Annotated in this window: 23 protein-coding genes and 3 pseudogenes; 10 read left to right on the forward strand and 16 right to left on the reverse strand. The window is 62.9% G+C overall.

What is annotated here, in order from left to right:
- Nucleotides 1–154 precede the first annotated feature (154 nt).
- From AB4Y97_RS19895 to AB4Y97_RS19910, 4 genes and pseudogenes are all read right to left on the reverse strand, one after another.
- On the reverse strand, nucleotides 155–910 hold the full coding sequence (locus AB4Y97_RS19895) for an SDR family NAD(P)-dependent oxidoreductase (protein ID WP_442000816.1): 756 nt from the start codon (nucleotides 908–910) through the stop codon (nucleotides 155–157).
- Nucleotides 911–1,042: 132 nt separating this feature from the next.
- Nucleotides 1,043–1,444: pseudogene (locus AB4Y97_RS19900) on the reverse strand (ketopantoate reductase family protein); the annotation flags it as partial.
- Nucleotides 1,426–2,111 (reverse strand): annotated as a pseudogene (locus AB4Y97_RS19905) (creatininase family protein). The pseudogenes AB4Y97_RS19900 and AB4Y97_RS19905, both read right to left, overlap by 19 nt.
- A 20-nt stretch (nucleotides 2,112–2,131) precedes the next feature.
- Nucleotides 2,132–3,193 (reverse strand): GntR family transcriptional regulator, encoded by a 1,062-nt coding sequence (locus AB4Y97_RS19910; RefSeq protein ID WP_442000817.1) that lies wholly within the window; start codon nucleotides 3,191–3,193, stop codon nucleotides 2,132–2,134.
- Between the two features lie 103 nt (nucleotides 3,194–3,296).
- On the opposite strand from AB4Y97_RS19910, the gene AB4Y97_RS19915 reads away from it, so the two are divergent.
- The 6 genes from AB4Y97_RS19915 to AB4Y97_RS19940 all read left to right on the forward strand — a co-directional run bounded on the left by AB4Y97_RS19915 (nucleotide 3,297) and on the right by AB4Y97_RS19940 (nucleotide 9,762).
- The gene (locus AB4Y97_RS19915; protein ID WP_442000783.1) at nucleotides 3,297–4,889 is read left to right on the forward strand and encodes an ABC transporter substrate-binding protein; all 1,593 of its coding nucleotides are present in this window, start codon (nucleotides 3,297–3,299) and stop codon (nucleotides 4,887–4,889) included.
- A gap of 54 nt (nucleotides 4,890–4,943) precedes the next feature.
- On the forward strand, nucleotides 4,944–5,885 hold the full coding sequence (locus tag AB4Y97_RS19920; protein ID WP_442000784.1) for an ABC transporter permease: 942 nt from the start codon (nucleotides 4,944–4,946) through the stop codon (nucleotides 5,883–5,885).
- Nucleotides 5,882–6,715, forward strand: coding sequence for an ABC transporter permease (locus AB4Y97_RS19925; RefSeq protein ID WP_442000785.1), 834 nt, complete (start codon nucleotides 5,882–5,884; stop codon nucleotides 6,713–6,715). The genes AB4Y97_RS19920 and AB4Y97_RS19925 overlap by 4 nt, the downstream gene beginning before the upstream one ends.
- The gene (locus tag AB4Y97_RS19930) at nucleotides 6,712–7,707 is read left to right on the forward strand and encodes an ABC transporter ATP-binding protein (RefSeq protein ID WP_442000786.1); all 996 of its coding nucleotides are present in this window, start codon (nucleotides 6,712–6,714) and stop codon (nucleotides 7,705–7,707) included. The genes AB4Y97_RS19925 and AB4Y97_RS19930 overlap by 4 nt, the downstream gene beginning before the upstream one ends.
- Nucleotides 7,704–8,741, forward strand: coding sequence for an ABC transporter ATP-binding protein (locus AB4Y97_RS19935; RefSeq protein WP_442000787.1), 1,038 nt, complete (start codon nucleotides 7,704–7,706; stop codon nucleotides 8,739–8,741). Before AB4Y97_RS19930 ends, AB4Y97_RS19935 begins: the two co-directional genes overlap by 4 nt.
- Before the next feature lie 103 nt (nucleotides 8,742–8,844).
- A complete protein-coding gene (locus tag AB4Y97_RS19940) occupies nucleotides 8,845–9,762 on the forward strand; it encodes a succinylglutamate desuccinylase/aspartoacylase family protein (RefSeq protein WP_442000788.1) in 918 nt (305 codons plus the stop codon).
- A 310-nt stretch (nucleotides 9,763–10,072) separates the two neighbouring features.
- Here AB4Y97_RS19940 and AB4Y97_RS19945 read toward each other — a convergent pair.
- The 4 genes and pseudogenes from AB4Y97_RS19945 to AB4Y97_RS19960 form a co-directional block, all read right to left on the reverse strand.
- Nucleotides 10,073–10,177, reverse strand: a pseudogene (locus AB4Y97_RS19945) (IS5/IS1182 family transposase); the annotation flags it as partial.
- A gap of 156 nt (nucleotides 10,178–10,333) precedes the next feature.
- Nucleotides 10,334–11,836: a tripartite tricarboxylate transporter permease gene (locus AB4Y97_RS19950; protein WP_442000789.1), complete on the reverse strand. Its 1,503-nt coding sequence runs from the start codon at nucleotides 11,834–11,836 to the stop codon at nucleotides 10,334–10,336.
- Nucleotides 11,837–11,846: 10 nt separating this feature from the next.
- Nucleotides 11,847–12,311 (reverse strand): tripartite tricarboxylate transporter TctB family protein, encoded by a 465-nt coding sequence (locus tag AB4Y97_RS19955; RefSeq protein ID WP_442000790.1) that lies wholly within the window; start codon nucleotides 12,309–12,311, stop codon nucleotides 11,847–11,849.
- A 23-nt stretch (nucleotides 12,312–12,334) separates the two neighbouring features.
- On the reverse strand, nucleotides 12,335–13,315 hold the full coding sequence (locus tag AB4Y97_RS19960; protein WP_442000791.1) for a Bug family tripartite tricarboxylate transporter substrate binding protein: 981 nt from the start codon (nucleotides 13,313–13,315) through the stop codon (nucleotides 12,335–12,337).
- A gap of 845 nt (nucleotides 13,316–14,160) precedes the next feature.
- On the opposite strand from AB4Y97_RS19960, the gene AB4Y97_RS19965 reads away from it, so the two are divergent.
- From AB4Y97_RS19965 to AB4Y97_RS19980, 4 genes are all read left to right on the forward strand, one after another.
- On the forward strand, nucleotides 14,161–14,886 hold the full coding sequence (locus AB4Y97_RS19965; RefSeq protein WP_442000792.1) for an IclR family transcriptional regulator: 726 nt from the start codon (nucleotides 14,161–14,163) through the stop codon (nucleotides 14,884–14,886).
- Nucleotides 14,887–14,960: 74 nt separating this feature from the next.
- Nucleotides 14,961–16,136: a CaiB/BaiF CoA transferase family protein gene (locus tag AB4Y97_RS19970; protein ID WP_442000793.1), complete on the forward strand. Its 1,176-nt coding sequence runs from the start codon at nucleotides 14,961–14,963 to the stop codon at nucleotides 16,134–16,136.
- A 23-nt stretch (nucleotides 16,137–16,159) separates the two neighbouring features.
- Complete coding sequence (locus tag AB4Y97_RS19975; protein WP_442000794.1) at nucleotides 16,160–16,921, forward strand: citryl-CoA lyase; 762 nt, start codon at nucleotides 16,160–16,162, stop codon at nucleotides 16,919–16,921.
- A 12-nt stretch (nucleotides 16,922–16,933) separates the two neighbouring features.
- Entirely contained in the window at nucleotides 16,934–18,508 is a 1,575-nt protein-coding gene (locus AB4Y97_RS19980; protein WP_442000795.1) for a class I adenylate-forming enzyme family protein, read from the forward strand.
- 4 nt (nucleotides 18,509–18,512) lie between these two features.
- Here the strand turns inward: AB4Y97_RS19980 and AB4Y97_RS19985 are convergent, their stop codons facing one another.
- The 8 genes from AB4Y97_RS19985 to AB4Y97_RS20020 form a co-directional block, all read right to left on the reverse strand.
- Complete coding sequence (locus AB4Y97_RS19985) at nucleotides 18,513–21,059, reverse strand: aconitate hydratase (protein WP_442000796.1); 2,547 nt, start codon at nucleotides 21,057–21,059, stop codon at nucleotides 18,513–18,515.
- 8 nt (nucleotides 21,060–21,067) lie between these two features.
- Entirely contained in the window at nucleotides 21,068–22,291 is a 1,224-nt protein-coding gene (locus tag AB4Y97_RS19990; RefSeq protein ID WP_442000797.1) for a CaiB/BaiF CoA transferase family protein, read from the reverse strand.
- Entirely contained in the window at nucleotides 22,288–23,136 is an 849-nt protein-coding gene (locus tag AB4Y97_RS19995) for a citryl-CoA lyase (protein WP_442000798.1), read from the reverse strand. Before AB4Y97_RS19995 ends, AB4Y97_RS19990 begins: the two co-directional genes overlap by 4 nt.
- Nucleotides 23,137–23,211: 75 nt before the next feature.
- On the reverse strand, nucleotides 23,212–23,655 hold the full coding sequence (locus AB4Y97_RS20000; protein ID WP_442000799.1) for an acyl-CoA thioesterase: 444 nt from the start codon (nucleotides 23,653–23,655) through the stop codon (nucleotides 23,212–23,214).
- Complete coding sequence (locus AB4Y97_RS20005; protein ID WP_442000800.1) at nucleotides 23,652–24,434, reverse strand: enoyl-CoA hydratase/isomerase family protein; 783 nt, start codon at nucleotides 24,432–24,434, stop codon at nucleotides 23,652–23,654. Before AB4Y97_RS20005 ends, AB4Y97_RS20000 begins: the two co-directional genes overlap by 4 nt.
- 806 nt (nucleotides 24,435–25,240) lie before the next feature.
- Entirely contained in the window at nucleotides 25,241–26,284 is a 1,044-nt protein-coding gene (locus tag AB4Y97_RS20010) for a lysylphosphatidylglycerol synthase domain-containing protein (protein ID WP_442000801.1), read from the reverse strand.
- Nucleotides 26,281–26,451: a hypothetical protein gene (locus AB4Y97_RS20015; protein ID WP_442000802.1), complete on the reverse strand. Its 171-nt coding sequence runs from the start codon at nucleotides 26,449–26,451 to the stop codon at nucleotides 26,281–26,283. Before AB4Y97_RS20015 ends, AB4Y97_RS20010 begins: the two co-directional genes overlap by 4 nt.
- Complete coding sequence (locus AB4Y97_RS20020) at nucleotides 26,448–26,696, reverse strand: hypothetical protein (protein ID WP_442000803.1); 249 nt, start codon at nucleotides 26,694–26,696, stop codon at nucleotides 26,448–26,450. Before AB4Y97_RS20020 ends, AB4Y97_RS20015 begins: the two co-directional genes overlap by 4 nt.
- Between the last annotated feature and the right edge of the window lie 26 nt (nucleotides 26,697–26,722).

Genomic DNA, 26,722 nt, shown 5'->3' on the forward strand with positions numbered 1-26,722 from the left:
TGAGGAAGGTCGCCGCGCTTACAGGCAACCAGAACACGCTCCCGCAGATCAGGCGAATAGGGCTGGGGCATGGCTTGCCTCCTGGGCCATCTCCCAGTCAACGCACAGATCACCCCAATGGATTCAAGCCCAGATCAAAAGCGCTTTAGATCGCTCATGAGCGTCCTCCGTCGACGGACAGGATCTGGCCCGAGATCCAGGAGGCTTGCTCGCTCGCCAGGAACAGAGCCGCGTTGGCTATGTCGTCGGGCCTGCCCAGCCGTTTGGTATGAATGGATCCGAGCAGCCGCTTCTGCCCATCCGGGCCATAGCTCTCCCACTGACGCTCCGTCGTGGGATTCGACAGGACGAAGCCGGGGGCTACAGAATTCACGGTGATCCCAAACGGCCCCAACTCCCAAGAAAGCTGCTTCGTCAACCCGACCAGCGCGTGCTTGGCGGCCGAATAGGCCTGAATGCCCGTCAGGCTCGGCCTCAGACCTGCGCCCGACGAGATCGTGATGATCCGGCCCCAGCCCGCCTTCTTCATGTAAGGGGCTGCGGCCTGCGCGAGCCAGAACGCCCCATCCACATTCGCCTTGAACAACACATGCCAGTCGGATTCTGAAATTTCCTCGATGGCACGCCCGATCTGGCCACGCACGCCACCCGCCGCAAGGGCGAGACCGTCAAGCCGTCCTTCAGCTTCGGCAACCGACCGAACGAGGTCCGCAGCGGCCTGGCGCTCCGAGAGATCCCCCACATGAGCAGGAGCCCCCAACTCCTCCCCGGCCTGTCGCAGACCGGCCGCGTCGATGTCGGCGAGATGGACGCGGGCGCCCGCGTCGAGGAAGGTTTTGGCGATGGCGCGCCCGATCCCTTGGGCGGCACCGGTGACAATGACTACACGGTGGTCGAGACGGATTTGCATGTGGCGATAAGCTCCTTGAAGGTGTCGAAGGAAAGATCGGACCGTCCGTCTTCGACATCGTGAATGAGAGAAACGAGATGATCGAGGGCCACGTCGGTATCCCCTGCTCCCGCGCGAGATCTCCGATTCGGCACCGAAATTCACGAAGCAACCCATCGTACGCTCGCGACCGACTGCCTGCGCGATTGCGATATCGTTAAGCCCGTTCTGAGCTGACAGGACAAAGCTGTCTTCGCGAAGGTGAGGTTTCAGGGCAGCCAGCGCATCAGCCGTTTGATGCGCCTTCACGGCAAGAACGATCCTGCCGTAGGTGCCCGTCAGCTCGTCTGGCACCACGGCCGGCACCACTTGCGTGAAGGTTTCGATCGGACCTTCGATCTGAAGGCCTTGTGTGCGGCGGGCCCCGACATGGTCAGCTGCAAGATCGACGAGGAGAACCGGAACACCCGCTCTCGCCCAATAGGCGCCGTTTGTGCCCTCGATGGCTCCCGCATCCCAGATGACGACCGGCTCGATCAGCGGGTCTTCGGCCATGACCCCTCCAGCAGCTCACGGGTTTCCAGGACCCCCGTCTCCCAGACCTTGAGCATCGCTTCGTCCGATTTCTGATAGTCGCCCCCGAAGCTGCCATCACCGAGGATGCGCCTCGCCTCCTCGGGTGATAAGACGCGCACGAGATCCCGGTCAGGTGGATTCTTCGGCTCACCCGGTTGCGCTACATTCGCCAAGCGGGTCCAGGGAAAATTCTCCATCCAATTGGCGTGCGACCCCGATGCGTCGATCGCCTGCACCTCCACCCAGGTTCTTGGTGCGCTCCACCAGTTGTGGAACTTGATCGACATGTCGATGTACTGCGCCATCAACTCTTGCGCCAGGGCACCCACGGGGGCGTTTCCGCCATGTCCATTGACGATCGGCACGCGACGGAAGCCTGCGTGGCGCACCGAGGCGATCACGTCGCGCATGACGGCGAGGAGCGTTTCCACACGCAGTGACACGATCCCCGAGAAGGCCAGGAAGCAAGGAGCCAATCCAAAAGGATCATCGGGAAGACCGGTATGCCCAGGGGCTCGGCCGCTTCCACCGAAGCGCGCTCCGCCAGAATGGCATCGACGCAGAGGGACGGCTGAGCACGCTGTTCCGTTGAACCGATCGGAACGATGCAACGGTCGCCCCCTCGCAGGTAAGCCTTGACTTGCATCCAATTCGTGTCCGCTATTTTCAAGCCGAGGTTTCCTTCAGAGGCAGGCGGGCGCGCAGGCGCTCGATGACGGGAAGCAGTTCACGCTGAATCGCGTGCGGATCAGGCACATGTCGGTACTCGATGGCCGGAACATTCCGAGGAAGCCGGTCGAGCACGCTTTCCGCGCCCGTGGCGTACACCACCACGTCGACACGACCGAAAAAAACATCCAGATCGGGGTCGTCCGCCAAGGCCACTTCCACACTCTGCACATGCGGGGTGAACCGAAGAACGCCTGGCTTCATCAAGGCCAGAAACTCCGGGAACACCGAGACGATCCCGATGCGCGCAACCGGGTCGATGCCGGCCAGCAGACTGCGCGTTTTTTCCGACGGAATGAAGCTGATGCTGATGACGGGACTGTCCGGAGCGATCATCGCCTCGACCTCCTGGCGCCGATTGGCCAAGGTCACGTAGAGATCGGCGAGGCCGTCGCGTTTCGTGGACGAGCGCAGCTGATCGATCGTGAGCGCATCGATCACGTCGTGATCCCGCAGCTGGCGCTGAATGTCGGCTGCGTAGGCCTTAGTGGCCTCCTTGAACACGCCGATCATCGTGATCCGGACCGGCCGAAGCTTGTGCGCTTTGATGCGAGCAATCCGCGCATTGAGCAGTGCCGCAAGATCGTCCGCCTCGACACCGGCCGCCTCGGCCTCCGCCAGAAGCGTATCCATGCAGGCCTCGATCCTCTGCATCGCATCGAACGTCTGGATCGTGTCGCGGGTAGGCTGGGCCACGAAGCTGCCCGCACCCGGACGGGTTATGATCAGGCCAGCCTCCCGCAGGGTCTTGTAGACCCCTGAAACGGTCATCGGAGCCAGCCCACTGGCTTCGGCGAATTCACGGACCGAAGGAAGCTGTGCTCCAGGCGCGAGCTCGCCGCAGGCGATCCCGTATTCAATAAGGCCGCGAAGCTGGACTCCAAGGGGGACAGGGAGCGCCCTGTCCAATGCGGCGGCAACGGTGCTGATTATTGGTGCATCGCGCCGCTGTTCTAGGCAACTAGCACGGGAAGTCGAACCCCCCTCCGCTTTTCCCATCAAAGCCGCGGTCCCGCTGATTGACTTTGCGTATAGTAAACACTTAGCATCCTAGCAGGCTATAACACAAGAACATGCCTTCCAGAACGCAAAGGGAAACACGATGGGATCGCTATTTCCAAAGCTTGGACTGGTCGCAGCAGGATTAGCTGCTTCTCTACTTGCCGGCCCGGCAGTTGAGGCCGCGACGCGCGGCGGCAAGATGATCTACGGGCGCTACGCCGACTCTCTTTTTCTAGACCCGGTCCTGAACGACGCCAACGTCGATATCTGGGTCCTGACGAACCTCTACGACACGCTGCTTGCCCCGACGCCTGACGGCCAGAGTGTCCAGCCGGGTCTCGCAACGAAGTGGGAGCTGACCGATGACGGGAAATCGGTCGTTCTCAGCCTGAGGCCGGACGTGAAGTTCGCCGACGGAACTCCGCTGATTGCAGAGGACGTGAAATGGTCCCTCGACCGCGCCCGCGACCCCAAGGCTGGCGCCTGGAACTCGTCCCTTGCATCCGTCGACTCCATCGAAATCAAGGATCCGGGAACGGTCGTTCTGAAGCTGAAGAATCCTGACCCGACGATCCTTCCGGCGCTCGCCACCTTCAACAGCGCGATCCTGCCCAAGAAGCTGTTCGAAGCGGCTCCCGGTGCAACCCCGGAAGAAAAGGCCAAAGCCTTCGCCGAAAAGCCGATCGGCACGGGCCCGTTTGTGATGACGGAATGGAAGCGCGGGGTCTCGATGAAGCTGAAGCGCAATCCGTACTACTGGAAACAGGGCGAAGACGGCAAGCCCTTGCCCTATCTCGACGAACTCGAGTTCCAGATCATCCCCGACGATGCGACGCGCCTCCTGAAGCTGAAGGCCGGCGAGATCGACGGCACGGAATTCATCCCCTACGCCCGTGTGCAGGAACTGAAGAACGATCCCAACATTCGCATGGAGCTTTGGCCCTCCACGCGTGTTGCCTACCTGACGATGAACGTGCGGCCGACCTTGAAGGACGGCAAGCCCAATCCGCTGTCGAACGAGAAGGTGCGCCAAGCGCTCAACTATGCCGTTAACAAGAACGCTGTCATCCAGATTACGACTCTCGGCCTCGGCAAGCCTATGCAGTCGTTCATGTCCTCGACGACACCTCTCTTCTACGGACCGGCGCCGCTCTACAGCTACGATCCGGCGAAGGCCAAGGCGTTAATGAACGAAGCGGGCTTCGGCAACGGCTTCGAGATGTCGTGCCTTGCCCTCTCGGGCAATGGCGACGATGCAAACAATCTCACGGCCGTCCAGCAGATGTGGAGCCAGCTCGGGGTGAAGCTCCGGATCGATCAGGTCGACAACGCGACGCGCACGGCCCGCTATCGCGAGGGCGACTTCCAGTGCCGCACGGCAGCCTGGACGAACGATATCTCGGATCCCAGCCAGATCACGTCGTACTTTGCCTATTTCCCGAACATCGAGTCGTTGCACTCCGGCTTCCAGAACAAGCGCATCGACGAGCTGTTCGTGAAGAGCCAGCAGGAAAACAATCTCGAAGCCCGCCGGGCGGAGTACAAAGAGATCCAGGAGATCTACAACAACGCTGCCCCGATCGCCTACCTCTACGAGACGCCGTATCCGGTTGCGTTCCGTACGAAGGCGAAGGGTTTCGTGCAGATCCCACTCGGCAACAACCTGTTCGAAGCGGCCTACGTCGAGAAATGAGGCAGTGGCCCGGGCCGGAAACCCGGGCCAACCCTCCCAGAGGCGGAGATCCCGGTGCACAGAGCGACTTACGTTGCGACCCGTTTGCTGCAGATGATCCCGACCCTGCTCCTGATAGGGGTTGCCGTGTTCATCATTGCTCGTCTTCTGCCCGGAGACTCCGTCTCCGCCATGCTCGGCGACAGGGCAACGGAAGAGGCCGTTCAACGCCTCACCCGCCAACTCGGCCTCGACCAGTCGATTTTCGCCCAGTTCGTCGCGTTCCTGCAGGCCATCGGACGAGGCGAGTTCGGCACGTCCCTGGCGTTCCGCGTGCCGGTCACGAGTCTTATCGCTGAGCGGCTTCCGGTCACCCTCATGCTGACAGGACTCGCAACGCTGATCGCGATCCTCCTCTCGGTGCCCCTGGCCTTTTGCGCGGCCCTGCAGGCCAACCGCTGGCCAGATCTTCTGATCCGCTCCATCTTTCAGGTTGGGCTCTCGTCGCCGATCTTCTTCGTTGGGCTCGTCCTGCTCACCGTGTTCGCCGCCTGGTTCCATATCTTCCCCGTCGGGGGCTATGGGGAGGGCCTCCTCGACAACCTGCACCACCTGTTCCTGCCGGCCCTGACGCTCGCGCTGAGTTTCGCGGCCGTGATCATGCGCAGTCTCAGGGCCTCCATTCTGCAGGTGCTGCAGGCGGAGTTCGTCGAGTTTGCCAGGGCCAAGGGACTTGCAGGCAGGGTCATCCTGTTCCGGCACGTGATGCGCAACGCGCTGATCGCGACGGTCACCCTGATCGGTCTCCACATCGGCCAGCTCCTCGGCGGCGCCGTCATCACGGAGAGCGTCTTTGCCGTGCCGGGTGTCGGCCGCCTGATGGTCGACAGCATCTTCGCCAGGGATTACCCGGTGATCCAGAGCCTGACCCTCGTCCTCGCTTTTCTGGTTTCCATCGCGTTCCTCATCACCGACATGATCCAGATGTGGCTGGATCCCAGGGTGAGCCGCTCATGATCGCCGCAACGCTCTCACGGCGCCTCCGACACCCACCGATTTCCGCCTTCATCGGGCTCCTCATCCTCTTCATCGTTCTGCTTTGCGCCGTGGCGCCGCAACTGGTGGCGCCTTACGATCCCCTCGCTTTCGATTTCGCGGCCCTTCTACAGCCTCCCACACGGGCGCATCCCTTCGGCACCGATCAGTTCGGCCGCGATATCCTCTCGCGGGTCATCGCAGCCTCTCAGATCGATCTGCAGATCGCCTTCTTCGCCACCATCGGACCCGTCATCATTGGCAGCCTCGTCGGTCTCCTGGTGGGATACTTCGGAGGCGTGGCGGATGCTGTCTTCGGGCGCATCGTGGACTTGGTGGTGACGTTCCCGTTCCTCGTTCTCGTCATCGCCATCGTGGCGGTGCTCGGACCGGGTCTCATCAACATGTACATCGCCATCGGCGTGGTCGGATGGGTGTTCTATGCACGGCTCATGCGCGCAGAGGTTTTGGTGCAGCGCCAGAACGAGTACGTCGCGGCAGCCCGCGTGCTCGGCTACAGCGTGCCGCGTATCCTGTTTCGCCACATCCTGCCCAATGCGATCCGCCCAGTGATCGTCTATTGGGTCACCGATATGGCCCTCGCGATCCTGCTGGGATCGAGCCTCGGTTATCTCGGCCTCGGCGCGCAACCTCCCACAGCCGAATGGGGCGTGCTGGTAGCGGACGGCAAGAACTTCTTCACCCAGGCTCCATGGATGTGCTTCTTCCCCGGCCTCGCGGTCGTCGTGTGCGGGCTTGGTTTCAGCCTCACCGGCGACGCCCTCGCCGATCTTCTTGATGTGAAGCGATGATGGTCAACGTCGAACCCCTGCTCCGCGTCAACGCTCTGCACGTCTCGTTCGAGACGAGCCGCGGTTCCGTCAGGGCCGTGGACGGCGTCGACCTCGAGGTCAGGGCCGGCGAGGTCCTTGGACTCGTCGGCGAATCCGGCTCCGGCAAGAGCGTCACGCTCCGGTCCATCACCCGGATCCTGCATCCGAATGCACGTGTCAGTGGTCAGGTGTTCTGGCGCGGCGAGGATCTGCTGCATGTGCCTGAGACGCGTCTTCAGGCCGTGCGCGGCGCCGAGATCGCCATGATCTTTCAGGAGCCGATGACCGCGCTGAATCCCGTCCTTACCATTGGGCTTCAGATCGACGAAGCGCTCGTCGCTCACACGACCTTGAGCCGCGCGGCACGGCGCAAGCGGGCCGTCGAGCTTCTGGACCATGTCGGTATTCCGTCGGCGGCGGAGCGACTGGGCAACTACCCGCATGAATTTTCGGGCGGGATGCGCCAGCGCGCTATGATCGCCATCGCGCTGGCGGCCGAGCCCAAGCTCCTTCTGGCGGACGAGCCGACGACGGCCCTCGATGTCACGATCCAGGATCAGATCCTCAAGCTTCTACTCCGGCTCGTCGATGAGATGGGTATGGCCATGATCCTCGTAACGCACGATCTCGGCGTTGTCGCCGAGACCTGCAGCCAAGTCGCGGTGATGTACGCAGGGCGCATCGCCGAGGCGGGTCCCGTCGAAGCCATCTTCCACCATCCGCGCCACGCCTATACTCGTGCGCTGCTGAACTCGATGCCGGACAACACCGCGGCCCGTGTCGCCCTGAAGCCTATCCCTGGACAGCCGCCCCGATTGGACCGGCCGATTCCGGGCTGCCCCTTCCTTCCACGCTGCACATGGGCGACGCCGCCCTGCGAGCTGCGCCCGCCCCTTGTGGCGATTGCGCCCGGCCATGTCTCGGCCTGTACGGCCGCCCATCGTCTGCCAAGTCGGATCGTTCCCGCATGAGCACTCCCGGCGATATCCTCCTGCAGGCTCAGGACCTGAGGAAGTCCTTCTCCTTGCAACGAACAATGCCGGATGTTCTGCAACGGCGCCCCCGGCGTCTACTCCGGGCCCTCAACGGCGTCAGCTTCGATGTCCGGCGCGGCGAAACACTTGGGATCGTGGGCGAGTCCGGATGCGGAAAGTCGACGCTCGCACGATGTTTGGTGCGGCTTCACGAGCCTGACGGCGGCTCTCTGACCTTCAAGGAGCAGGACGTGCTCGCCCTGTCCGGGCCTGAGCGGCGCACCTACAATCGCCGGGTCCAGATGATCTTTCAGGATCCCTACAGCTCTCTCAACCCACGTCTGACGGTCCGCCAATGTCTCGCGGAGGCTCTCTCGGTCCATAGGATTGTTCCGGCCTCCGAGATCGATGCCCGGGTGGTTCGCCTCATGGACCTCGTGCATCTGCCTCGCGAAGCAGCGGATCGCTACCCGCATGAATTTTCCGGGGGACAGCGGCAACGCATCGGCATCGCGCGCGCTCTCGCCGTGGAGCCTGAGATCATCATCGCCGACGAGCCCGTCTCAGCCCTCGACGTTTCGGTTCAGGCCCAGATCGTTAACCTGCTTCTGGAGTTGCAGAACGAGCTCGGGCTTGCGCTGGTCTTCATCACGCATGACCTGCGCCTCGTCCATCACATCGCCCACCGCATCGCCGTCATGTATCTTGGCGCCATCATGGAAATCGGGCCGACGGAGGAGATCTTCGCCTCTGCGCGCCACCCCTATACTCGCGCGCTCCTCGCCGCCGTGCCCAGGCTCGTGCCGGGTCGCCGCTCGGGCGCGACCGCCGTCCAGGGCGAGCTTCCGAGCCCACTCGCTCCGCCGCCCGGATGTCCGTTCCATCCCCGCTGCCCCATAGCGAAGGCGATCTGCCGACAGGACGTGCCCGGGCTGGGACTGCGAGGTGGCCCCTGGCCGGCAGCCTGCCACTTCGCTGGACCAGTTGAGGCGCCCGCTCCTCTCCCCCGCCAGAACATCTCACTACTATGAGCCCTGTTCCGGCGACCTGTCTCAGAAGCATGAAACCCCTCTGCGGGCTACACACTGAGTCGGCGCCGGCTTTCGCACAGATCGATCACGCACGAGAGCTGTCATGACCGCACTCTCCATCCTCCGCACCGGCGAGCCACGCATCGAGCAGGGTTTCGTCCGCCCACATCCCGATCTCGAGCTGCCGTTTGGAATCATCGAAGGCGCGCAGGATGGACCGTGTCTCCTCGTGACAGCCGGCGTACACGGCTCCGAATTCTGTTCCATAGAGGCGGCGCTCCGCCTTTTCAAACTCCCACCGGAGGAGATCCGCGGAACGCTGCTTGTGCTCCCGATCCTCAATGTCCAGGGCTTCCGCAAGCGCAGCATCTACGTGGTGCCGGAGGACAACAAAAATCTCAACCGAGTCTTTCCCGGCCATGCCGCCGGCACTGTAAGCAAACGTCTGGCGGCTTGGCTTGTGGAGTCGGTTTTCCCATTGGCCGACGCCTATCTCGATCTTCATGGCGGCGATCTTAACGAAGAGCTGATGCCGTTCTCGATTTTCACCCGTGGCGACGAGCGCGCGGAAGCCATGGCCCGCGCCTTCGGCCTGCCGATCATCGTGTCGGGCCGCGGCACGGGCCGGACGATCTCGGCGGCCGCAGAATTGGGCGTGCCGGGAATTATCGCCGAAGTGAGTGGCAACGGCCTGTGGAATGACGAGAGCGTTGCTATGCTTACAGCAGGTGTACATCGTGTCATGCACATGCTCGGCATGAGGGGACCAGCACCCGAACCTGCTGCCTCCTCCCTCGTGACGATGACCGTTCCGTCCTCTCCGGTCCAGGGTTTGTGGTACCCCCGTTGCCGACTGGGGGATAAAGTCGCAACAGGGCAATCCATAGGCGAAATTCGTGACGTATTCGGCAATCTCCTCTGTACGATCACGTCTCCAGAAGACGGCTTTGTTCTCTACCAGATGACAAGTCTGTCGGTGAATGAGGGCGAGGCACTCATCGGCATTGCCACAGCACTTTAAACAAACGGTTCCGTTCTCTTATTCCGGGGATCTGGGTCAGGTCCTTGGAGCGGCGTCTTTGTTCGTTTGCCTGATATCACTTGTCGGAGCATGGTTCCCTCCGCGGTCGGCAGACACCGCCGCATGATGGAGTCGGAAGCCTCAGCCTCGTCATGTTGCATACGCGGCTTTGTTGTACGGATTGGACTTTGCGCGCTTTGAGGGCCCATCGGCTTGTATTCAGACGATACGGACGGACTCCGGCCCCCCAAGCTCAAGCATGCGGTTCGAGGGTGAACGGCGATGGCGACTTCGGTCGCGCGACGCAGGCCTGATGATCGTCACCATCGCTGGTCGTCAGCTCTGAGGCGAGGATCTGTCCGGTCTCGGCATCCACACCGATGTGCAACTTGCGCCAAGCTCGACGGCTCAGGGGCGAGGGGTCGGGAACAGCCAGATCAATGCCCAGGAGCCTCAGGATCGACCGATCAGACCTCCGCCCTGCCGGTGCAAATTGGCGAAATCAGGCCACGTTGCTGAGACTCATCCGCAAAGTGCGTGAGAGCCCCACAAACGAGGGAAGATCAGTGTTCTACTCCTCGATCAGCGCGGTCTCGCGTGTCGTGCGGACGGCTGGGATCAGGACCGACAAAAGTGCCATGAGCGTCAGAGTGAGAATGATGGCGCTGATCGGCCGCGTGACGAAGACCGTGAGATCGCCCTGCGAGAGCAGTAGCGACCGGCGCAGATACTCCTCCATCAGCGGTCCTAGTACGACGCCGAGGAGCAGCGGCGCCGGTTCGCAGCGCAGCTTTCCAAAAACGTAGCCGAGCACGCCAAAGCCAGCCAGTAGATAGATGTCGAAGGTTGAGTTCGACAGGCTGAGTACGCCGATGCAGCAGAAGACCAGAATTGCAGGGTAGAGTAGGTTGTAGGGAATCGTCAGCAGCCGCACCCACAGCCCGACCAGCGGGAGGTTGAGCACCAGCAACATCAAGTTGCCGACCCACATCGAGGCGATCAGTCCCCAGAACAGCACAGGCTGCTTCACGATCAGTGACGGGCCGGGCTGGATGCCATGCAGCACCAATGCGCCAATCATGAGTGCCATTACCGGCGTCGAGGGAATGCCGAGCGTCAGCATTGGCACGAAGGAGGATTGGGCGCCGGCGTTGTTGGCCGATTCGGGCGCAGCCACGCCCTCAATGGCGCCGTGCCCAAAGCTCTCGGGCCGGCGTGAGATCTTCTTCTCGAATGCATATGCGCCGAGCGATGCGAGCAGCGCGCCGCTGCCCGGAATGAGGCCGAGCACGGCGCCGAAGCCGGTGCCGCGTACGATCGGCAGCGCCATGCGCCGGAAATCTTCGGCCGATGGCATGAGCTTGGTGAGTTTCTCAACCGCGACGTCGCGAGAGAGATTCTGCTCGAGATTGCGGATGATCTCGGCAACACCGAACAGCCCCATCGCGACGATGACGAAATCGATGCCCTGAACCAGTTCTTGCTGACCGAAAGTATAGCGCAGCGCCCCCGAGTTCAGATCGGTGCCGACTAGCCCCAGCAACAGACCGAGGATCAGCATGCCGCTGGCCTTGAGCAGCGAGCCATGCGCGAGCACGATTGCCGCGACAAGGCCCAGTACCATTAGTGAGAAATATTCCGCTGCGCCAAAGGCCAGCGCGATCGCCGCCAAGGGTGGAGCGAAGAGCGCGATCAGAAGTGTCGTCACCGTGCCGGCAAAAAAGGAGCCGATGGCGGAGGTCGCCAGCGCGACACCGCCGCGGCCTTGCCGGGCCATCTGGTAGCCGTCCAGCGTGGTGATGACCGAGGTGGTCTCACCCGGTAGGTTCACCATGATCGAGGTCGTCGAGCCGCCATATTGCGCACCGTAATAGATACCCGACAGCATGATCAGCGCTGAAGTTGGGTCGAGGGAATAGGTCAGCGGCAGCAGCATCGCGACCGTCACCGTGGCGCCTAAGCCGGGCAGCACCCCGATCGCCGTGCCGAGCACGGCACCGACGAAGCAATAGGCCAGATTGGCTGGCGTTAGAGTCGTTCCGAAGCCGAGGACAAGATTGCCGAAGATTTCCATTCGCCCTCTCCTAGCGCCAGCCGCCAGCGCTGAACGGCGCGAAGGGCAGGCCCAATCCGTAGATGAACATCGCCGTGCACAGGCCAGCCAGCACAACCGCCAAAATCAGCGAGCGCCGCCAAGCGAATTGGTGGCTGGCGAGGCTCGCCAGTATCGTTGTGGCGATGACCGCAGGAACGAAGCCGAGCATCCGAACGAGGGCGCCGAAGACGACGACCGAGGCGGTGACGAGAACGAGCGGGCGCCAGACGAGCGGCTCGACCGTCTCGCCGGACACCTTCAGGCTTTTCGCTAGGCATCCCAGCCCAATGGCGCAAAGCACGACACCGAGCACCACCGGGAAGAAACCGGGGCCCATCCGCGTGATGGAGCCGAAATTATATCCTAATCCCAACACGACAGCGCCGAGCCCGACACTGCCGAAGAGCAGGCCAGTCAGCGCGTCGCGAGGATCCTTAATCAGAGAGCGCAACATGTCCGGTTCTCTTCCAAGCAGGACTATTCGATGGAAATGCTGGCCGCCTTGACGACTTCAGCCCATTTCGCCGTCTCAGTGGCAAGGAAGTCCTTAAATGCCTCCGGTGAACTTCCAACTGGCTCCGCCCCCCCATCGTCCGCGAGCCATTTGGTAATCTCGGGACTCTTGGCTACGTCTGCGAACTCGCGGTTGAGCTTGGCGACGATGGCGGGTGGCGTACCCTTGGGTGCGAGGATGCCGTACCAAGTTGTCATCTCCAGCGTTGGGAAGCCAGCTTCGGCAGCGGTCGGCACGTCCGGCATTACCGGCGAGCGTTTGGCGCCAGTCACGGCAAGCGCCCTGATCTTCCCTGACTGGATATGCGGCAAAGCGGAAGGCAGTGGTGCCGCGAACATCGCAACCTCGCCGCTGATCAGCGCCGTCATGGCCTGCGCCGCGCCGCGATAGGGAATGTGCGACAGCTTGATGCCTGCCCTGAGATTGAGCAGCTCAGCAGCAAGTTGGTTCGAAGTGCCGCTGCCGGCCGAGGAATAAGTCACCTGACCGGGCCGCTCCTTAGCATAGGCCACGAATTCGTCGAGCGTTTTTACCGGAATGCTGGCATTGACCAAGATCGCCAGCGGGGCGCTTGCAAGCTGGGTGACGGGATCAAGGCTCGTGCGCGGGTCGTGCGGCATCGACTTGTAGAGATTCGGATTGACCGCGATCGGCCCGATATTGCCAAGCAGGATGGTGTAACCATCCGGCGCCGCCGTTGCGACCGCACTGGTCCCGATATTGCCGTTGGCGCCGGGACGATTCTCGACGATGATCTTCTGGCCGAGCCGCGCGCCCACCTTATCGGCGAAGAGACGCGCCAGCGTATCCGTCCCGCCGCCCGGCGTGTAGCCGACGACGAGTTGGATGATGTGAGACGGATATTCCTGCGCCCAGGCCGGTGCCGCAGCCAGAATGCTTGTGCAAAAAGCGGCTATTGCCGCGCGCCCGTACCGGATCATCATTTCCATCCCATTTCAATTGCTCCTGACCATGCCATGATGGTTGAGCTGTTATTATAAAATTCCATCAAAAGGAATTTGATGCCGCCAGATAGAATTGACTGTTGGCGCGCTTGTCAAGCGCAAAGGATACGCATTGACGGTTCGCCGCCGATTGTGCTCCAAGTATCTCATTGGTTCTGCCCAGTGAAACCCGTTGAGTTCGACCATGCTCTGTAATCTCTCGGTCATCGAGGCGCATGCCTGCGACGTCCCTGAAGCGCTTCGCGCAATCGAGAGGCGGCGGACCCGGCGGCAATGCTCGGTTGCTGGTATGCCATCCTCGGCGGCGGTTTCTTCCCCCACTTGCCGCCGCGGCACGCTTCGCCGGAACGCAGTTCTGGTTTATGCGCCGCGCGGCAGGGCAGCGGTTCCACAGCAACTCTGGACATCTGCACACCTTTTCCCTTGCGTTTCGGAGGTCCTGAGCGGAGCGCCTGACCCCTATTATGAGATTTCGGACGTATGATCTCATGGCGAAGGGCACGCTCGACGCAAGTCGAGTTACTGCGACCGATTGCCGGCCTAGACAGCCTCCAGGCGCTGGAGACGGTGCCGTTCCTGCTCGTGCAGCGCAGCGAGGCGATCGTGGCACCGACGCTACCCGGCGACCACAAATCACTGACCGGCCCGCTCGGCCAGAACGTGATACTCAAGCCTTGCGGGATATGGACGAGGTGATTGCAGCCGGCAGTGCACTGATTGATCGTGCGGACGGCTGGAGCGAACTTTATCGCCGGATTGTTTGAAGATGGCGGCTGGCGGCGTGACGCCTCCGCTGTAGACAGGAATGGAAACGGGTAGGCCAAGTGCAGGACGAGATACACGACACCCACGAGAAAAGCGCCCAAGAGAAAGGCGTCGATGCCGTTGACAGGGCGCTGAGCATTCTGCGCGCCTTCGAGGAGGGGCAGAAGACACTGTCGCTGCATGAGATCGCGCAGGCGACCGGTCTCTACAAAAGCACGATCTTGCGACTCATCGCGTCGCTGGAGAAGTTCGGATATATCCGCCGCGAGGATCTGCGTTATCAGCTCGGCCCCGCCTGCGCCCGACTGGCGCAGCTCTACAACGCCAATCTCGACCTGTCCGCGATGCTGCGCGAGGCTGTGCGCGATCTCTCGGCAGAAAGTGGAGAAACCGCCTCCTTCTATATCCGGGACGGTGAAGAGCGCGTCTGCGTCGTGCGCCAGAACTCGTCGCGGGCGATCCGCCACCATGTCGACGAAGGCGCGCGCCTGCCGCTCGACCGTGGTGCGGCAGGCCTCGTCATCCTCGCCTATGCCGGCGGTGATTCTCCCCGTTTTGAGACCGTGCGGCGGGACGGCTACGCAATTACGCTGGGTGAACGCGAGCCGGACGCGGCTGCCATCGCCATGCCGTTGTTCGATGCGGAGGATCGCTTTCTCGGCGCGCTCTGCATCAGTGGGCTGCGTTCGCGTTTCACCAGCGAGACCATCGAGAAGCTGCGTGGCCTGCTCCAAGACCGGACACGCCAAGTCGAACGCGAACTTGGCCGCAAGACAACGGCCTGAGAATTCTGCCTTGCGCAACGCCGTTTTGTTCAATAGAAAATGCGGCAACCAATGTGAGGAGGCCGTGCTTGGCAATGCAATCGAACCCTTTGCTCAAGAACAGCCCGCTCGCCGCTCTGAACGGCATCAGGGTCGTCGAACTCGGGCAGAATCTGGCGGCGCCTTATGCTGCCGCCGTATTCGGTGACCTCGGCGCCGAGGTCATCAAGGTCGAGAAGCCCGGCGGCGACGATGCCCGCGGCTGGGGACCTCCCTTCGTCGATGGCAGCTCGACCAGCTTCCACATGATGAATCGAAACAAGAAGTCTGTGGTCCTGTCGCTCGACCAGCCGCAGGACCGCGCCGCCTTCCTGCGGCTAATCGAGAGCGCCGACATCTTCATCCATAATCTGCGGCCTGGCGTGGCACAGAAACTGAAGATCGATGGGTCGGATCTGATTGCCGTCAATCCACGCCTGATCTACTGCTCGATGTCGGCGTTCGGCCACCAGGGCCCGCTAAGCGCGCGGCCAGGCTACGAGCCACTGCTGCAGGCCTTTTCCGGCCTGATCAGCGTCAATGGCGACCCGAACGGGCCGCCCTCGCGCGTCGGACCCTCCATCGTCGACCTCGGCACCGGCATGTGGACGGTGATAGGTGCCCTGACCGCGCTGCTGACTCGCCAGCAAACGGGGCTCGGTACCATTGTCGAGACATCACTGTTCGAAACCGCCCTGTCCTGGACCGGCCGCCATATCGCCGATTACGGCGCGACCGGGAACATCCCACCCCGCGTCGGCACCGGACATAACTCGCTGACGCCATATCAAGCCTTCGACACGAAGGATGGGCCGCTGGTCATCGCGGCCGGTAACGACCGGCTCTTCGCCAAGCTTGCCCGCCTGCTCGGGCATCCCGAATGGATCGACGACCCTCGCTTCGCAACCAATGCTCAGCGGACGCGCCATCGCGACGATCTGCTGCCGCTGATCGCCGACATCATCGCGACGGAGGGTTTCGACTCCTGGATCGTCAAGCTGGAGGCCGAAGGTGTGCCCTGCGCACCGATTCATTCGATTCCCCAGGTGCTCGCCCATCCTCAAACCAAGGCGCTTGGGATGTTGCTGGAAAGCCCGATCGAGTCGCTTGTCCTGACAGGGCTACCGCTCGCACTCGACAAACAGCGCGCCGGCTTCGGCACCGTCGCACCGGTGCTGGGGAGCGATCAGGGCGAGTTCGACTTGCGCAGTCCGGACGACAGTGCCGTTTGAGGTAAGACCACGGAACTCCACCAATGCCCGATTTCTACACCACCATCGCTACCTCGGACGCGACCTCCATCACCGTGCGCGGCCTGAGCCTGACCGAGGATCTCGTCGGCAAGCGCAGTTTCACCGAGACGGTCTATTTCCTCGTCTGCGGCCGGCTGCCGACGCCGGGGCAGACGAAGGTGCTCGATGCATGCCTCGTCACGCTGATGGAGCATGGCTGGACGCCGACCTCGATCATTGCCCGCCTCGCCATCGATAGCGTGCCCGAGGAGAGTCAGGTCGCGCTCGCGGCCGGGCTGCTCTCGGTCGGCTCTGTCTTCGCCGGGACGATGGATGGCTGCGCGAAGCTGCTGGTCGAGGGCCTTCGTGCGGGCGGCGACCTCGATACCTATTGCCACGCTGTCGCTGAGCGCTACCGGCAGGCGAAGGAAGCCGTGCCCGGCTTCGGTCATCGTGTCCATAAGCCGGACGACCCGCGCACGCCGGCTCTGCTTGCGGTCGCACGCGAAGCCGGAGCAGAAGGATCTCATGTCGATTTGCTGCTACGCCTCGGTCGTGCCGTGGACGCGGTCCATGGCAGGCATCTCACCATCAACGCCACAGGCGCCATCGCTGCGCTGCTGCTCGATATCGGCATCCCGCTCGTCGCGATGCGCGGCGTCGCGGTGATCTCCCGCTCGGGTGGGCTGCTCGGCCATATCGTCGAGGAATCGCAGACCCGAACGGCGCGCGAGATCTGGCGGCTCACACGAGAGAACATTCCCTACCGTCCGGCCGATGAATGAGATGAGCGGACCATGAGCGAAACACAGACAACCCCTGAACTCTCGCCGCTGGAGGTGCTGCGACTCTTCCGGATGCATGACGGCTCGCTCGATGACTTCTTCGCCAGCCGGTTGGAGCGCGAGCCCGGTCGGATCTGCGTCGTCGCCGAGGAACGTAGCTGGAGTTGGGCCGAGCTGTCACAGGCAACTGGTGCCGCTGCACGCTGGCTGGTCACGCGCGGCGTCGGGCGCGGCGAGCGTGTCGTGGTGATGGGGCGTAACAGCATCTGGCAACTGGTGACGCTGCTTGCTTTGGCCCGGATCGGGGCCGTAATGGTGCCAATCAATCCCGGCTTCAAGGTTGAGGAGGCAAGCTATATCGTCGCCCAGGCTCGCGCCAGCGGCGTGCTCTGCGACGAGGCGGCTCGCCCGGTCGCTAGCGCCGCAGCGTCCGGTGCCTGGATCGAGGCGCTGGGCCCTGGCCTGATTGCCGGAGAAGGCGCCCCGCCCGCCTCGGTCGGTAGCGCCGACGATGTCGCCATTATCATCTACACATCCGGCACGACCGGACGCCCGAAGGGCGCCATGCACAGCCAGGCCAGCCTGATAGCGGCGGGCGAGGCCTTCGTCGAGCGCATGCATCTGCAACCGGATGATCGGCTTCTGACGATCCTGCCGATGTTCCACATCAATGCGATGTTCTACTCGGTTGCCGGCGCGCTCGCAGCAGGCGCGACTTTGCTGATCGAGCCGCGTTTTTCGGCCTCCGGCTTCTGGCGGACCGCGAAGCGCCTGCGTGCGACACAAGTCAACATGATCGAGGCGGTCGCCACCATCCTGCTGAGCCGCCCGCCGGAAGAATACGAACCGGATCATAGCATTCGGAAGGTCTATGGTGCGCGTGACGCCATCGTCGCGCCGTTGCGGGCCCGTTTCGGCATCCCGCACCTCATCGGCGGCTATGCGATGACAGAAATCCCTGGCGTACTCAGCACGCCCTTCGGTCGGGAGAACCGCAAGGGCAGTATGGGCATGCTCTGCCGCCATCCCGACCCGAGCCGACCTTGGGCGCGCTGCCGCATTGTCGATGACGAGGGCCGCGACGTCCCCGATGGTGAGGCTGGTGAGCTGATCGTCGATACACCGATCGTGATGAAGGGCTATTTCGATGACCCTGAGCAGTCCGCAGCCAGTTTCCGCGATGGTTGGTTTCTGACCGGCGATCTCGTGAGACGCGACGCCGAGGGCTTCTATTATTTCGTCTCGCGCAAGAAGGACATCATCCGGAAGCGTGGTGAGAATATCGCCGGCGCCGAGCTCGACCTCGTCGTCGGCCGACATCCACAAGTGCTGATTGCAGCCGCTATCGGCGTGCCTTCGCGCTTCGGCGATGACGACATCCTGATAGCGGTCAGGCCAAAGGAGGGTGCGGCGCTAAAGGAGGCCGATATCGTCGCGTGGTGCCGAGAACATCTCGCCCCGATCAAGGTTCCGCATTATGTCGTACTCCTCGACGAAATGCCGTTGACGCCGACCCACAAGGTCGCCAAGGCCGCCCTGCGCGAGCAAGCCGCAGTGCTCATTGGAAAGGCCGTCGAGTTTGGCTGAGCCTTCAGCCCGCCGGCCGCGCTAGCGCGGCCGCCAGCATGCCCCCGGCCCGCCAGCATTCGACTTCGAAGGCTGTATCGAGCCGGCAACGCAGAGTGGCTTGACCTCTCACGACCCCGCACGAGATCTCCAGAGGTAGGATGGCACCGGGCGCGACGGCGTCTGGAGCAACCGAAATATCCAGCGTCACATTGCCGGTGAGATCGGGCAAATCTTCGCATTGCAGCGGTAGCACGCCAGCCAGAGCTAGATTGGTGCGGTGGATGCGCTCGAAGGAGCGGGCGATAACGGCGCGCACGCCGAGGGCGGAAGTGCCCTTCGCGGCCCAGTCGCGAGCCGAGCCGATGCCATAATTCTCACCCGCGACGATCACTGTCGGCGTGCCGCTGGCGCGATAGCGAGCCGCTACGGCGTCGATGGTGTCGATGTCACCGTCCGGCATGTGCCGCGCCCACCAGCCCGGCCGCTCGACCGCGAAATTGCGAAGCTGAGGATTGGCGAAGGTTCCGCGCCGCATGACCTCGGCATTGCCGCGTCGCGCGCCATAAGTATTGAATTCGGCTCGCGCGATGCCTCCCGCTTCGAGCCAGAGGCCAGCCGGGCTCTCTGGCGCGATACGCCCGACCGGCGAGATGTGATCGGTCGTCACCGCATCGCCGAGATGGAGCAGGATGCGCGCGCCAGTCAGCACAGTGTCGGAAGGCGCGGCCGTCTCGATGATGGGTCGTCGCAGATAGCTGCTGCCCGTCTCCCAGGGGAAGCAGGCACCAGACGCGGCGGAGAGCGCCTGCCAGGCCTCATCCGGTCCCGATTCGGAATTGTGGCCGGCTGGGCCGATCCGCACTAGCGCGGCGGCGATCTCCGCCTCGTCCGGCCAGAGATCGCGTAGGAAGACTGGCCCGTCCGCAGCCTCGGCGACGGGGTCGCGGTCGAGGTCACGTAGCACGGTGCCAGCGAGCGCATAGGCAACGACTAACGGCGGCGAGGCGAGGTAGTTGCTGCGGATCAGGGGATGAATGCGGGCCTGGAAATTGCGATTGCCCGAAAGTACCGCCGCGACATTGAGACCTTCGGCCTGGACCGCCTGCTCGACGCGCGCGTCGAGCTCGCCGGAATTTCCGACGCAGGTCATGCAGCCATAGCCCGCAACCCAGAAGCCGAGGCGCTGCAGTGGAGCGAGCAGGCCGAGTGCCTCGAGATAAGCAGGCACGGCGCGCGAGCCGGGCGAGAACGAGGTCTTGATGCGCGGATGCACGCTCAGCCCGCGCGCCACCGCGTTGCGCGCCAGCAACCCGGCGGCAACGATCGCGGCCGGATTGGAGGTGTTAGTGCAGCTGGTGATCGCGGCAAGCACGACATCGCCGTCCGACAGCTCATCGCGGGATGGATGCGCGGCCTTGATTGTCGACGGCACTTGAGCGAGCGTGCGCAGTTGATGCGGCAGGCTCGGTCCAGCGACGCCGCGGCCAACCTCGGCGAGGTCGAAATCCAGTTCGAGATCGAAGCGACGCGTCCTCTCCGCCCGCCACAGCGGCTGGCGAGCGAGATAGCGTTCAAGTCGGCCGGCGGCCTTCGCTCGACCGGTAAGGCGCAGATAGTCGGCGCAACGCTCGTCGAAGGGGAAAAGCGCACAGGTCGCGCCGTATTCCGGTGCCATATTGGCGATGCTTGCCCTGTCGGGCACACTCAGCCAGGATGCGCCAGGGCCAAAGAATTCGACCAGCCCGCCGACCACGCCATGCTCACGCAGAAACTGTGTCAGTCGCAGTGCGACGTCGGTGGCCAGGACCCCAGCACGTGGTCGCCCGTTCAGCCGCACGCCGATGGTGCGCGGCGGTGCGATCGTGACTGGCAGGCCGAGCAGCACAGCCGTCGCCTCGATGCCGCCAACGCCCCAGCCGAGCGTGCCGAGGCCGCCCGCCATCGGCGTGTGGCTGTCGGTGCCGATCAGGCTGTCGGGAAAGATCCATCCTGCCTCGGCCCGAATCGGCACGCCTAGCCGCTCTAGATTGATCTGGTGGACGATGCCGTGGCCGGGTGGGACGATGCTGAGATTGGGGAAGGCTTGTTCGGCCCAGCGCAGGAAGGCGAAGCGCTCGGCATTGCCGGCATATTCGCGCTGCAGATTGGCGCGGTCGGCACCGGGGCCGGTAGTAGTGGCGATGATGGAATGATCCACGACGAGATCGACGGGACGCGCCAGCTGCAGCGTGTGCGGATCGAACCCGCGCTCGGCGAGTGCATCTCGCAGGCCGGCGACGTCGAGCAGCGCCGGCAAGCCGGCGTAATCTTGCATCAGAACGCGGTGCGGCAAGAAGATGAGGTCGGTCTCGCGGGCGATGACCTCATCGATGCGCTCCTCCCTATCCGGACGGCCACTGCGCAGCAACGCCTCGACGAACGTAAGTAGCGTCGTCGGCAGGGTCGCGAGCGCCGGCCAGCGCTCGGCCGCACGCTCAAGATCGATCTCGACGCAACCTTGGTCCGCCCCATCCAGGCGGCGCAGGAAGAAGTCGGTGCCCTGCCCGTTCGTGCCTGATACGGCGCTCATCGCAACCGTCAGGCCCGCAGGTGCTGGGCACCAAGGCTCTCGGCCGGCGCCTGCGCAGCGGCAACGATGCCGCGCGCGATCAACTCGTCGATGCGGGCCTCGTCGAGCCCCAGGTGGCGCAGCACCTCGCGGCTGTGTTCACCCATCTGCGGCGGATCGTCGGCATCGCCGCGTAAGCCCTCCATCGCGATCGGCAAGCGCGGCAAGCCGACCTGAGTGCCGTTCGGCAATGTAACCGGGATGAGGCCATCGGTAGCCATCAGATGCGGATCGTCGAACAAGTCCTCTGGTTGACGCACTTCGGCAAAGGGAATGCGCGAGCGCAGGCAGACCGAGACGGCCTCCTCCAAGCGCAGGCCGGAGAAATACTCCGCCAGGAGCGGGATCAGGCGCGGTCGCTGCTCAATTCGGGCATTATTGGTGGCAAGCGTCGCATCCTGCGCCAGCGCCGTCAGCCCAGCCACCTCGCAGAAGCGCTGCCAATGCGCGTCGCTGGTAATGCCGATGAAGAGCTGCGCGCCACCCGCTACCGCGAAAGTCTCGTAGACGGCCCAAGCGGAGACGCGATTCGGCATCGGCGGTACCGGCTCATCGCTCTGCGCTGCGTAGCAGAGATGCTGCCCCATCAGAAAAACGGCCGATTCATAGAGCGCCGAACCGATGCGCTGACCCTGTCCGGTCTCATCGCGGACGCGCAGCGCCGCCTGAATAGCGATGACGCCGAACATCGCTCCAGCGATGTCGATCACTGAGGTCCCCGCCCGCAGCGGCTTGCCGCGCGGCCCGGTCATGAAGGCGAGACCCGACATCATCTGGACGATCTCGTCCAGCGCCAGCCGCTCGCCATAAGGTCCATCGAAGAAACCCTTCAGGCTGGCATAGATTAGGCGAGGATTGTGCCGCGCCAGCACGTCATAGGAAAGGCCGAGCCGATCCATGGTGCCGGGGCCGAAATTTTCGATCAGCACATCCGCCCGCGCGACCAGGTCAAGCGCGATTTCATTCCCTTCGGGCGACTTCAGATCGACGGCGAGGCTACGCTTGTTGCGGTTGAAATAGCCGAAATAACCAGTGCCAAAGCCCTTGAGACGGCGCGTCGGATCACCGCCAGGGGAGGGCTCGATCTTCAGCACATCCGCGCCGAGATCGGCGAGAATCATTCCGCAGGAGGGGCCCATCACCGTATGGCCGAAATCGAGTACCGACAGACCGTGCAAAGGACCTCTGCTCATGCGTCACCATCCTGCCGGCCCCTGGCAGGTCCCGTGTAGTTATAGGGGATGCCGGGCGGCATCGGCCCCTTAATGCGTCCGCCCTGGCTCATCTGTTCCCGCGCATGGCACAGGATGCCGACGGAACGGGAGAGAATGAACAGGCCTCGCGCCGTCTGCGGATCAAAACCGAGCTCGCCGAAGATCACGGCGGTGACCCCGTCGATGTTCATTGGCAAGTGCTTGCCCTTCACTGCCGCCAGCGCTGCCTCAACCGTGCGGCCGACGGCCATAAAGCGCCCCTCGACCGCCCCTTCAGCCACCGCCTTCTCGACGAGGCTCAACAATGGTCCGGTGCGCGGGTCTACCGGGTGGAAGCGATGGCCGAAGCCGGGCACTGGCCGCCGGGCAGCGATGGCGGCGCGGACTTCGGCCTCGACGCGCGACACGAGATCCTCGCCCACGGGCCGTCGCGAGTCTGGGTCCAGAAAGCTCTGATAGAAGGCGAGGCATTGCTGACCGGCTCCTCCATGGATATCGCCGAGCGCGTTGATGCCAGAAGCCATGGCATTATTGATGCCAACTCCACAGGTTGCTGCCATGCGGGCAATGGCTATAGAGGGCGCCTGCGGCCCATGATCGACCGAGGCTACCAGAGCCGCGTTTAACAGGCGCTCCTCGGCCGCCCCCGGCAGACTGCCCTTCAGCATGAACCAGATCATGCCGGCGAAACCGGTCGTTCCGATCAGCTCCTCAATCGGGCGGCCATGCAGCGTGATTTGCCCCGGTTTGATCTCAATAAGCTGCGTCGACCACCAGCGCGTCACCGCGGATAGGGCCTCATCGGCTGTCGTAAAGTTTTCCACGTCACCCTCGCGTCAGGACGCAACCGCGTCCGACAACATTCTACGTTAGTTTCTATTAGATGGAATGCAATTCTGTCAAAACGAAAGCGCGTCACGGTTCTCCACAAGCCGGCGCACGGCTTCAGGCCATGCCGCCGACTGCCGAGTTGTGCCATCGACTAATACGAAGACCGCCTTGGCTAGCGCGACCTGCCGATCGGATTGCTTCATCACCTGAGCGAGATTGAGCGAGCGCGTGCCAACGCGTGCGATAGCCGTGCCGGTTTTGACCGGCTCGCCATAGGCGAGCGAGCCCTTGAAGTCGACTTCCAGCCGCGCGATGACCAACTGGTCATCCGCCCCAATCAGCGGCCGCACGACTTTGGAGAGGAAATCGAACCGCGCATTGGCAAAAAGCGCCGTGAAGGTCGCGTTGTTGACATGCTTTTGAAAATCGAGATCAGAAATTCTGATCCGGTCCTCGGTCCAGTGCGTGAAGATCGGCGGCACCTCCGCCGCTACAACATCCGGCGCGGTCATGCGGACTTCGCCGCGCGCGTGGCCTGGCCGTAGCCCTTCAGCATCTCAGCGCGATAGGCCCGCATCGCCTCATTGGCCTGTCGTCCCAGCTCAAGCCCCTCGGCCAGCGGAACATCGGCGACTGCGTGGAATAGCTTCTTGGCGGCCTGCAGGGCCTGAGGCACCCGCTCAGCAAGCATCGCGGCGGTCTTGAGCGCCTCCTCAAAGGCTGCCCCGGCGGGGACAACGCGGGTCACCATACCAAGCGTCGCTGCCTCCTGCGCTCCCACCAGTCTGCCGGTCGCGACAAGATCGAATGCAGCCTTACGGCCGAGTTGCTTGGTCAGATTCGCCATGACCACAGCAGCAACCAGGCCGTGCTTGATCTCAGGATAGCCGATCTTGGCCCCCTCCTCCGCAATGGCTATGTCGCACGCCAATGCGAGGCCGGCTCCGCCGCCGACGGCATAGCCATGAATCGCGGCGATGACTGGCTTAGCCAAAGCGGGGATGGTCTTATGCAGGTTATAGGTCAGGGCGGCTCGGGAAGCGACGAGCTCAGCTTTGTCAGGCGTGAGCTGCTCGAACTCCTTGGTGTCGGCGCCCGCACAAAACGAGGGGCCAGCACCATGGACCAGGATCACGCGCACCGTATCGTCGCGATCTGCTTCGATCAGCGCCTTCGTCAGCAGTTCGTAGAGTCCGCTGTCCATGGCGTTGAGCTGTTTCGGACGATTGAGCATAAGGACGCGGGTAACCTCCCTCTGTTCAACCACAAGCGCGGCGTCGCTATTCGTCATCTAAAAATTCCTCCCAACAGAATTCAATTCTGTTATTGTTGATTGCGCTAGTCAATCTCTTTTAGGAGCCAGCGCGAAAATTGAGCTCCTATTGAGGGACTGGAGAAGCGCGAGTCCAATCCTGCCCGGGATCAGCGCAAGGTGCGCCCGGAGACCAGCAAAGAGAGGCAAATATGAGATGGCGTATCTTCGCTGATCGGAACGGATAAGCAATGATCGACAAACCATCCTGCTGGGCTCTGCCGTTAATTCGGTGTTTACTTGCCTATACTGACGAGCTCATACTGACCGGCTGCTGCAAAGAAGGTCTTTGACCTGGAAGTGCCGAATAGAGAAGGACCAGCGGTCAGATGAGTTGCACCAACAGGCCGGACATATGACTACACCCGACCACCGTGCACACACGTCAACAAATCCCTTGTCAAAGGGGAGCGTCCACATATGACAGTACCTCAGCACCGATGCTGCCGATCATCGTCTGGCCCGAACTCGCGCCTTCCGAGTCTGGACCGAGGTGACTGGCATCGCGAGTGCCGCCTAATCCTGATCTGAACCCAGGTAAGTACGACCTTCTCTGACAGGTTGACGGTGCCGCTGCACGAGATTGCCTCTGGTTGCGGCATTTATTGACGGCGAACCGGCCGTCTCACACCAAGATACTCAGTGACAGGGAGCTAAAGCCTCGGACCCAAAAGTGGATTCCACTTTTAGGATCATCCGATGCTTTCTTCCTTTGATGAGAGCATCGTGCGCAAAACCGGGGCCACTTTTGCGCACGATGCTCTAAAGGCGAAGGAGCGAGCGCTTCAGTGCCGGAGCCGCTTGATCACCTTGGCAGGCAAACTCTGCTCGCCGGCTTCTGCCGGGCGATCATCGCGTGCGGCATGCCACCACTCGAGAACGCCCCATGCCAGGATGGCGGGTGCTCCAAGGACGAGATCGCGTGCCCTGAGGACCAGAGAGATAGCCAGAGCGCTCGGGGCATCGAGGCCGACGGCGGCGCCCGCGAGAACGAGCGCTCCCTCCTGTACGCCCGCAGCCCATGGGACGATGAAGAAAGCTGCGCGCGCCGCTTGAACGAGGCTGTCGACTGCCAGCGCAGCTCCCAGTCCGAGCGGCCGTTCGAGCTGGTGCGCTGCGGCCCAAATCTGGATCGCGCCAGCAATCCACGCCATTACGTGAAAGAGAAATGCAGCCGATACACGCTGGCGCTGACCATAGATCTCCCGGAGCGGCTGCAGGATGCTTCGCGAGCCAGCCTCGTCGCGAAGGCCAAACAGGCTTGCTAGCTGCGTTTCAGCCCATTGCGCAAGGCGCAGGGCTCCCCGGTAGCGCACGGACCAGAACAGGATGAGGACCGGAGTGGCGGCGCCGACTGCGATCCCAGCCCAGCGCATCATGTCCTCTCGGCTGACATAGAACGACAAAGGAATGAGACCCATGAGCGCATACAGGGCCTGTGCCAAGGTCTCGGCCGCGATGTCCAGGACAATGCTGGCTCCCGCCGTACCACCGCTAAGCCCAAGCAGCGCAAGGACACGCGCGCCGATTGCCTCTCCAAAGGCTGGAACCATCGCGGCGAGGTTTGTGGCCCCATCGCGGATCCAGCGGGCCATAAGGCAGGCGCCGTAGCTCGCGCGAAGAGACACGCACCACCACCCAGCGGCGCAAAGGGCCATGACGGGGAGTTGGAGAAGGCAGATCCAGGCCAAGCCACCCCAGCCGATCCGATCGAGAGCGCTCACGATCTGGCCGAGCCCAGCCCAGGCGACCAAGGACAGCAAGACGATCATGCCCGCAATGCAGGATGCGACGATCAGCAGGCGGGCCCGTCCCGCGCGCCCCCTCATCGGGCCAGATCCTGGAAACGGATGAGGTGCGTATCGGAGTGGCGCGAAAGAGCGATGTAGGTTCCGGCGTGCCAAGGCGCATGGTGGAGAACGCGTTCTTCGCCCGCAGCGAGCGGATTGGGAACTCCGGAACGCTCGAGCGCCGAAGGGCCGTCGATCAAGATCATATGCAAGCCCATCCCGTGCCGGTCATGGCGGAAATATCGAAAGTCTGCATCATCGTCTGGGACAGCGCGGTAGTGCGCTGCTTCGGATCGGATCCAGGGGCTCCGGCGGTCACGCTTCGCAGGCTGTCATAGAAGGCCCTCACGCGGGCGGTGGCGGGATTGTCGCCCTGCCCTGTCACTGCAGGCGGGCGCGCCATTACGGTGGCGCCGATGAGCATCAAAAGTGTACGTCTCGAAACCATCATGTCCCTTTTCCTATTCTTCGGTCAGG

The sequence above is a fragment of the Microvirga sp. 2TAF3 genome, from assembly GCF_052114965.1.
GTDB lineage: Bacteria > Pseudomonadota > Alphaproteobacteria > Rhizobiales > Beijerinckiaceae > Microvirga.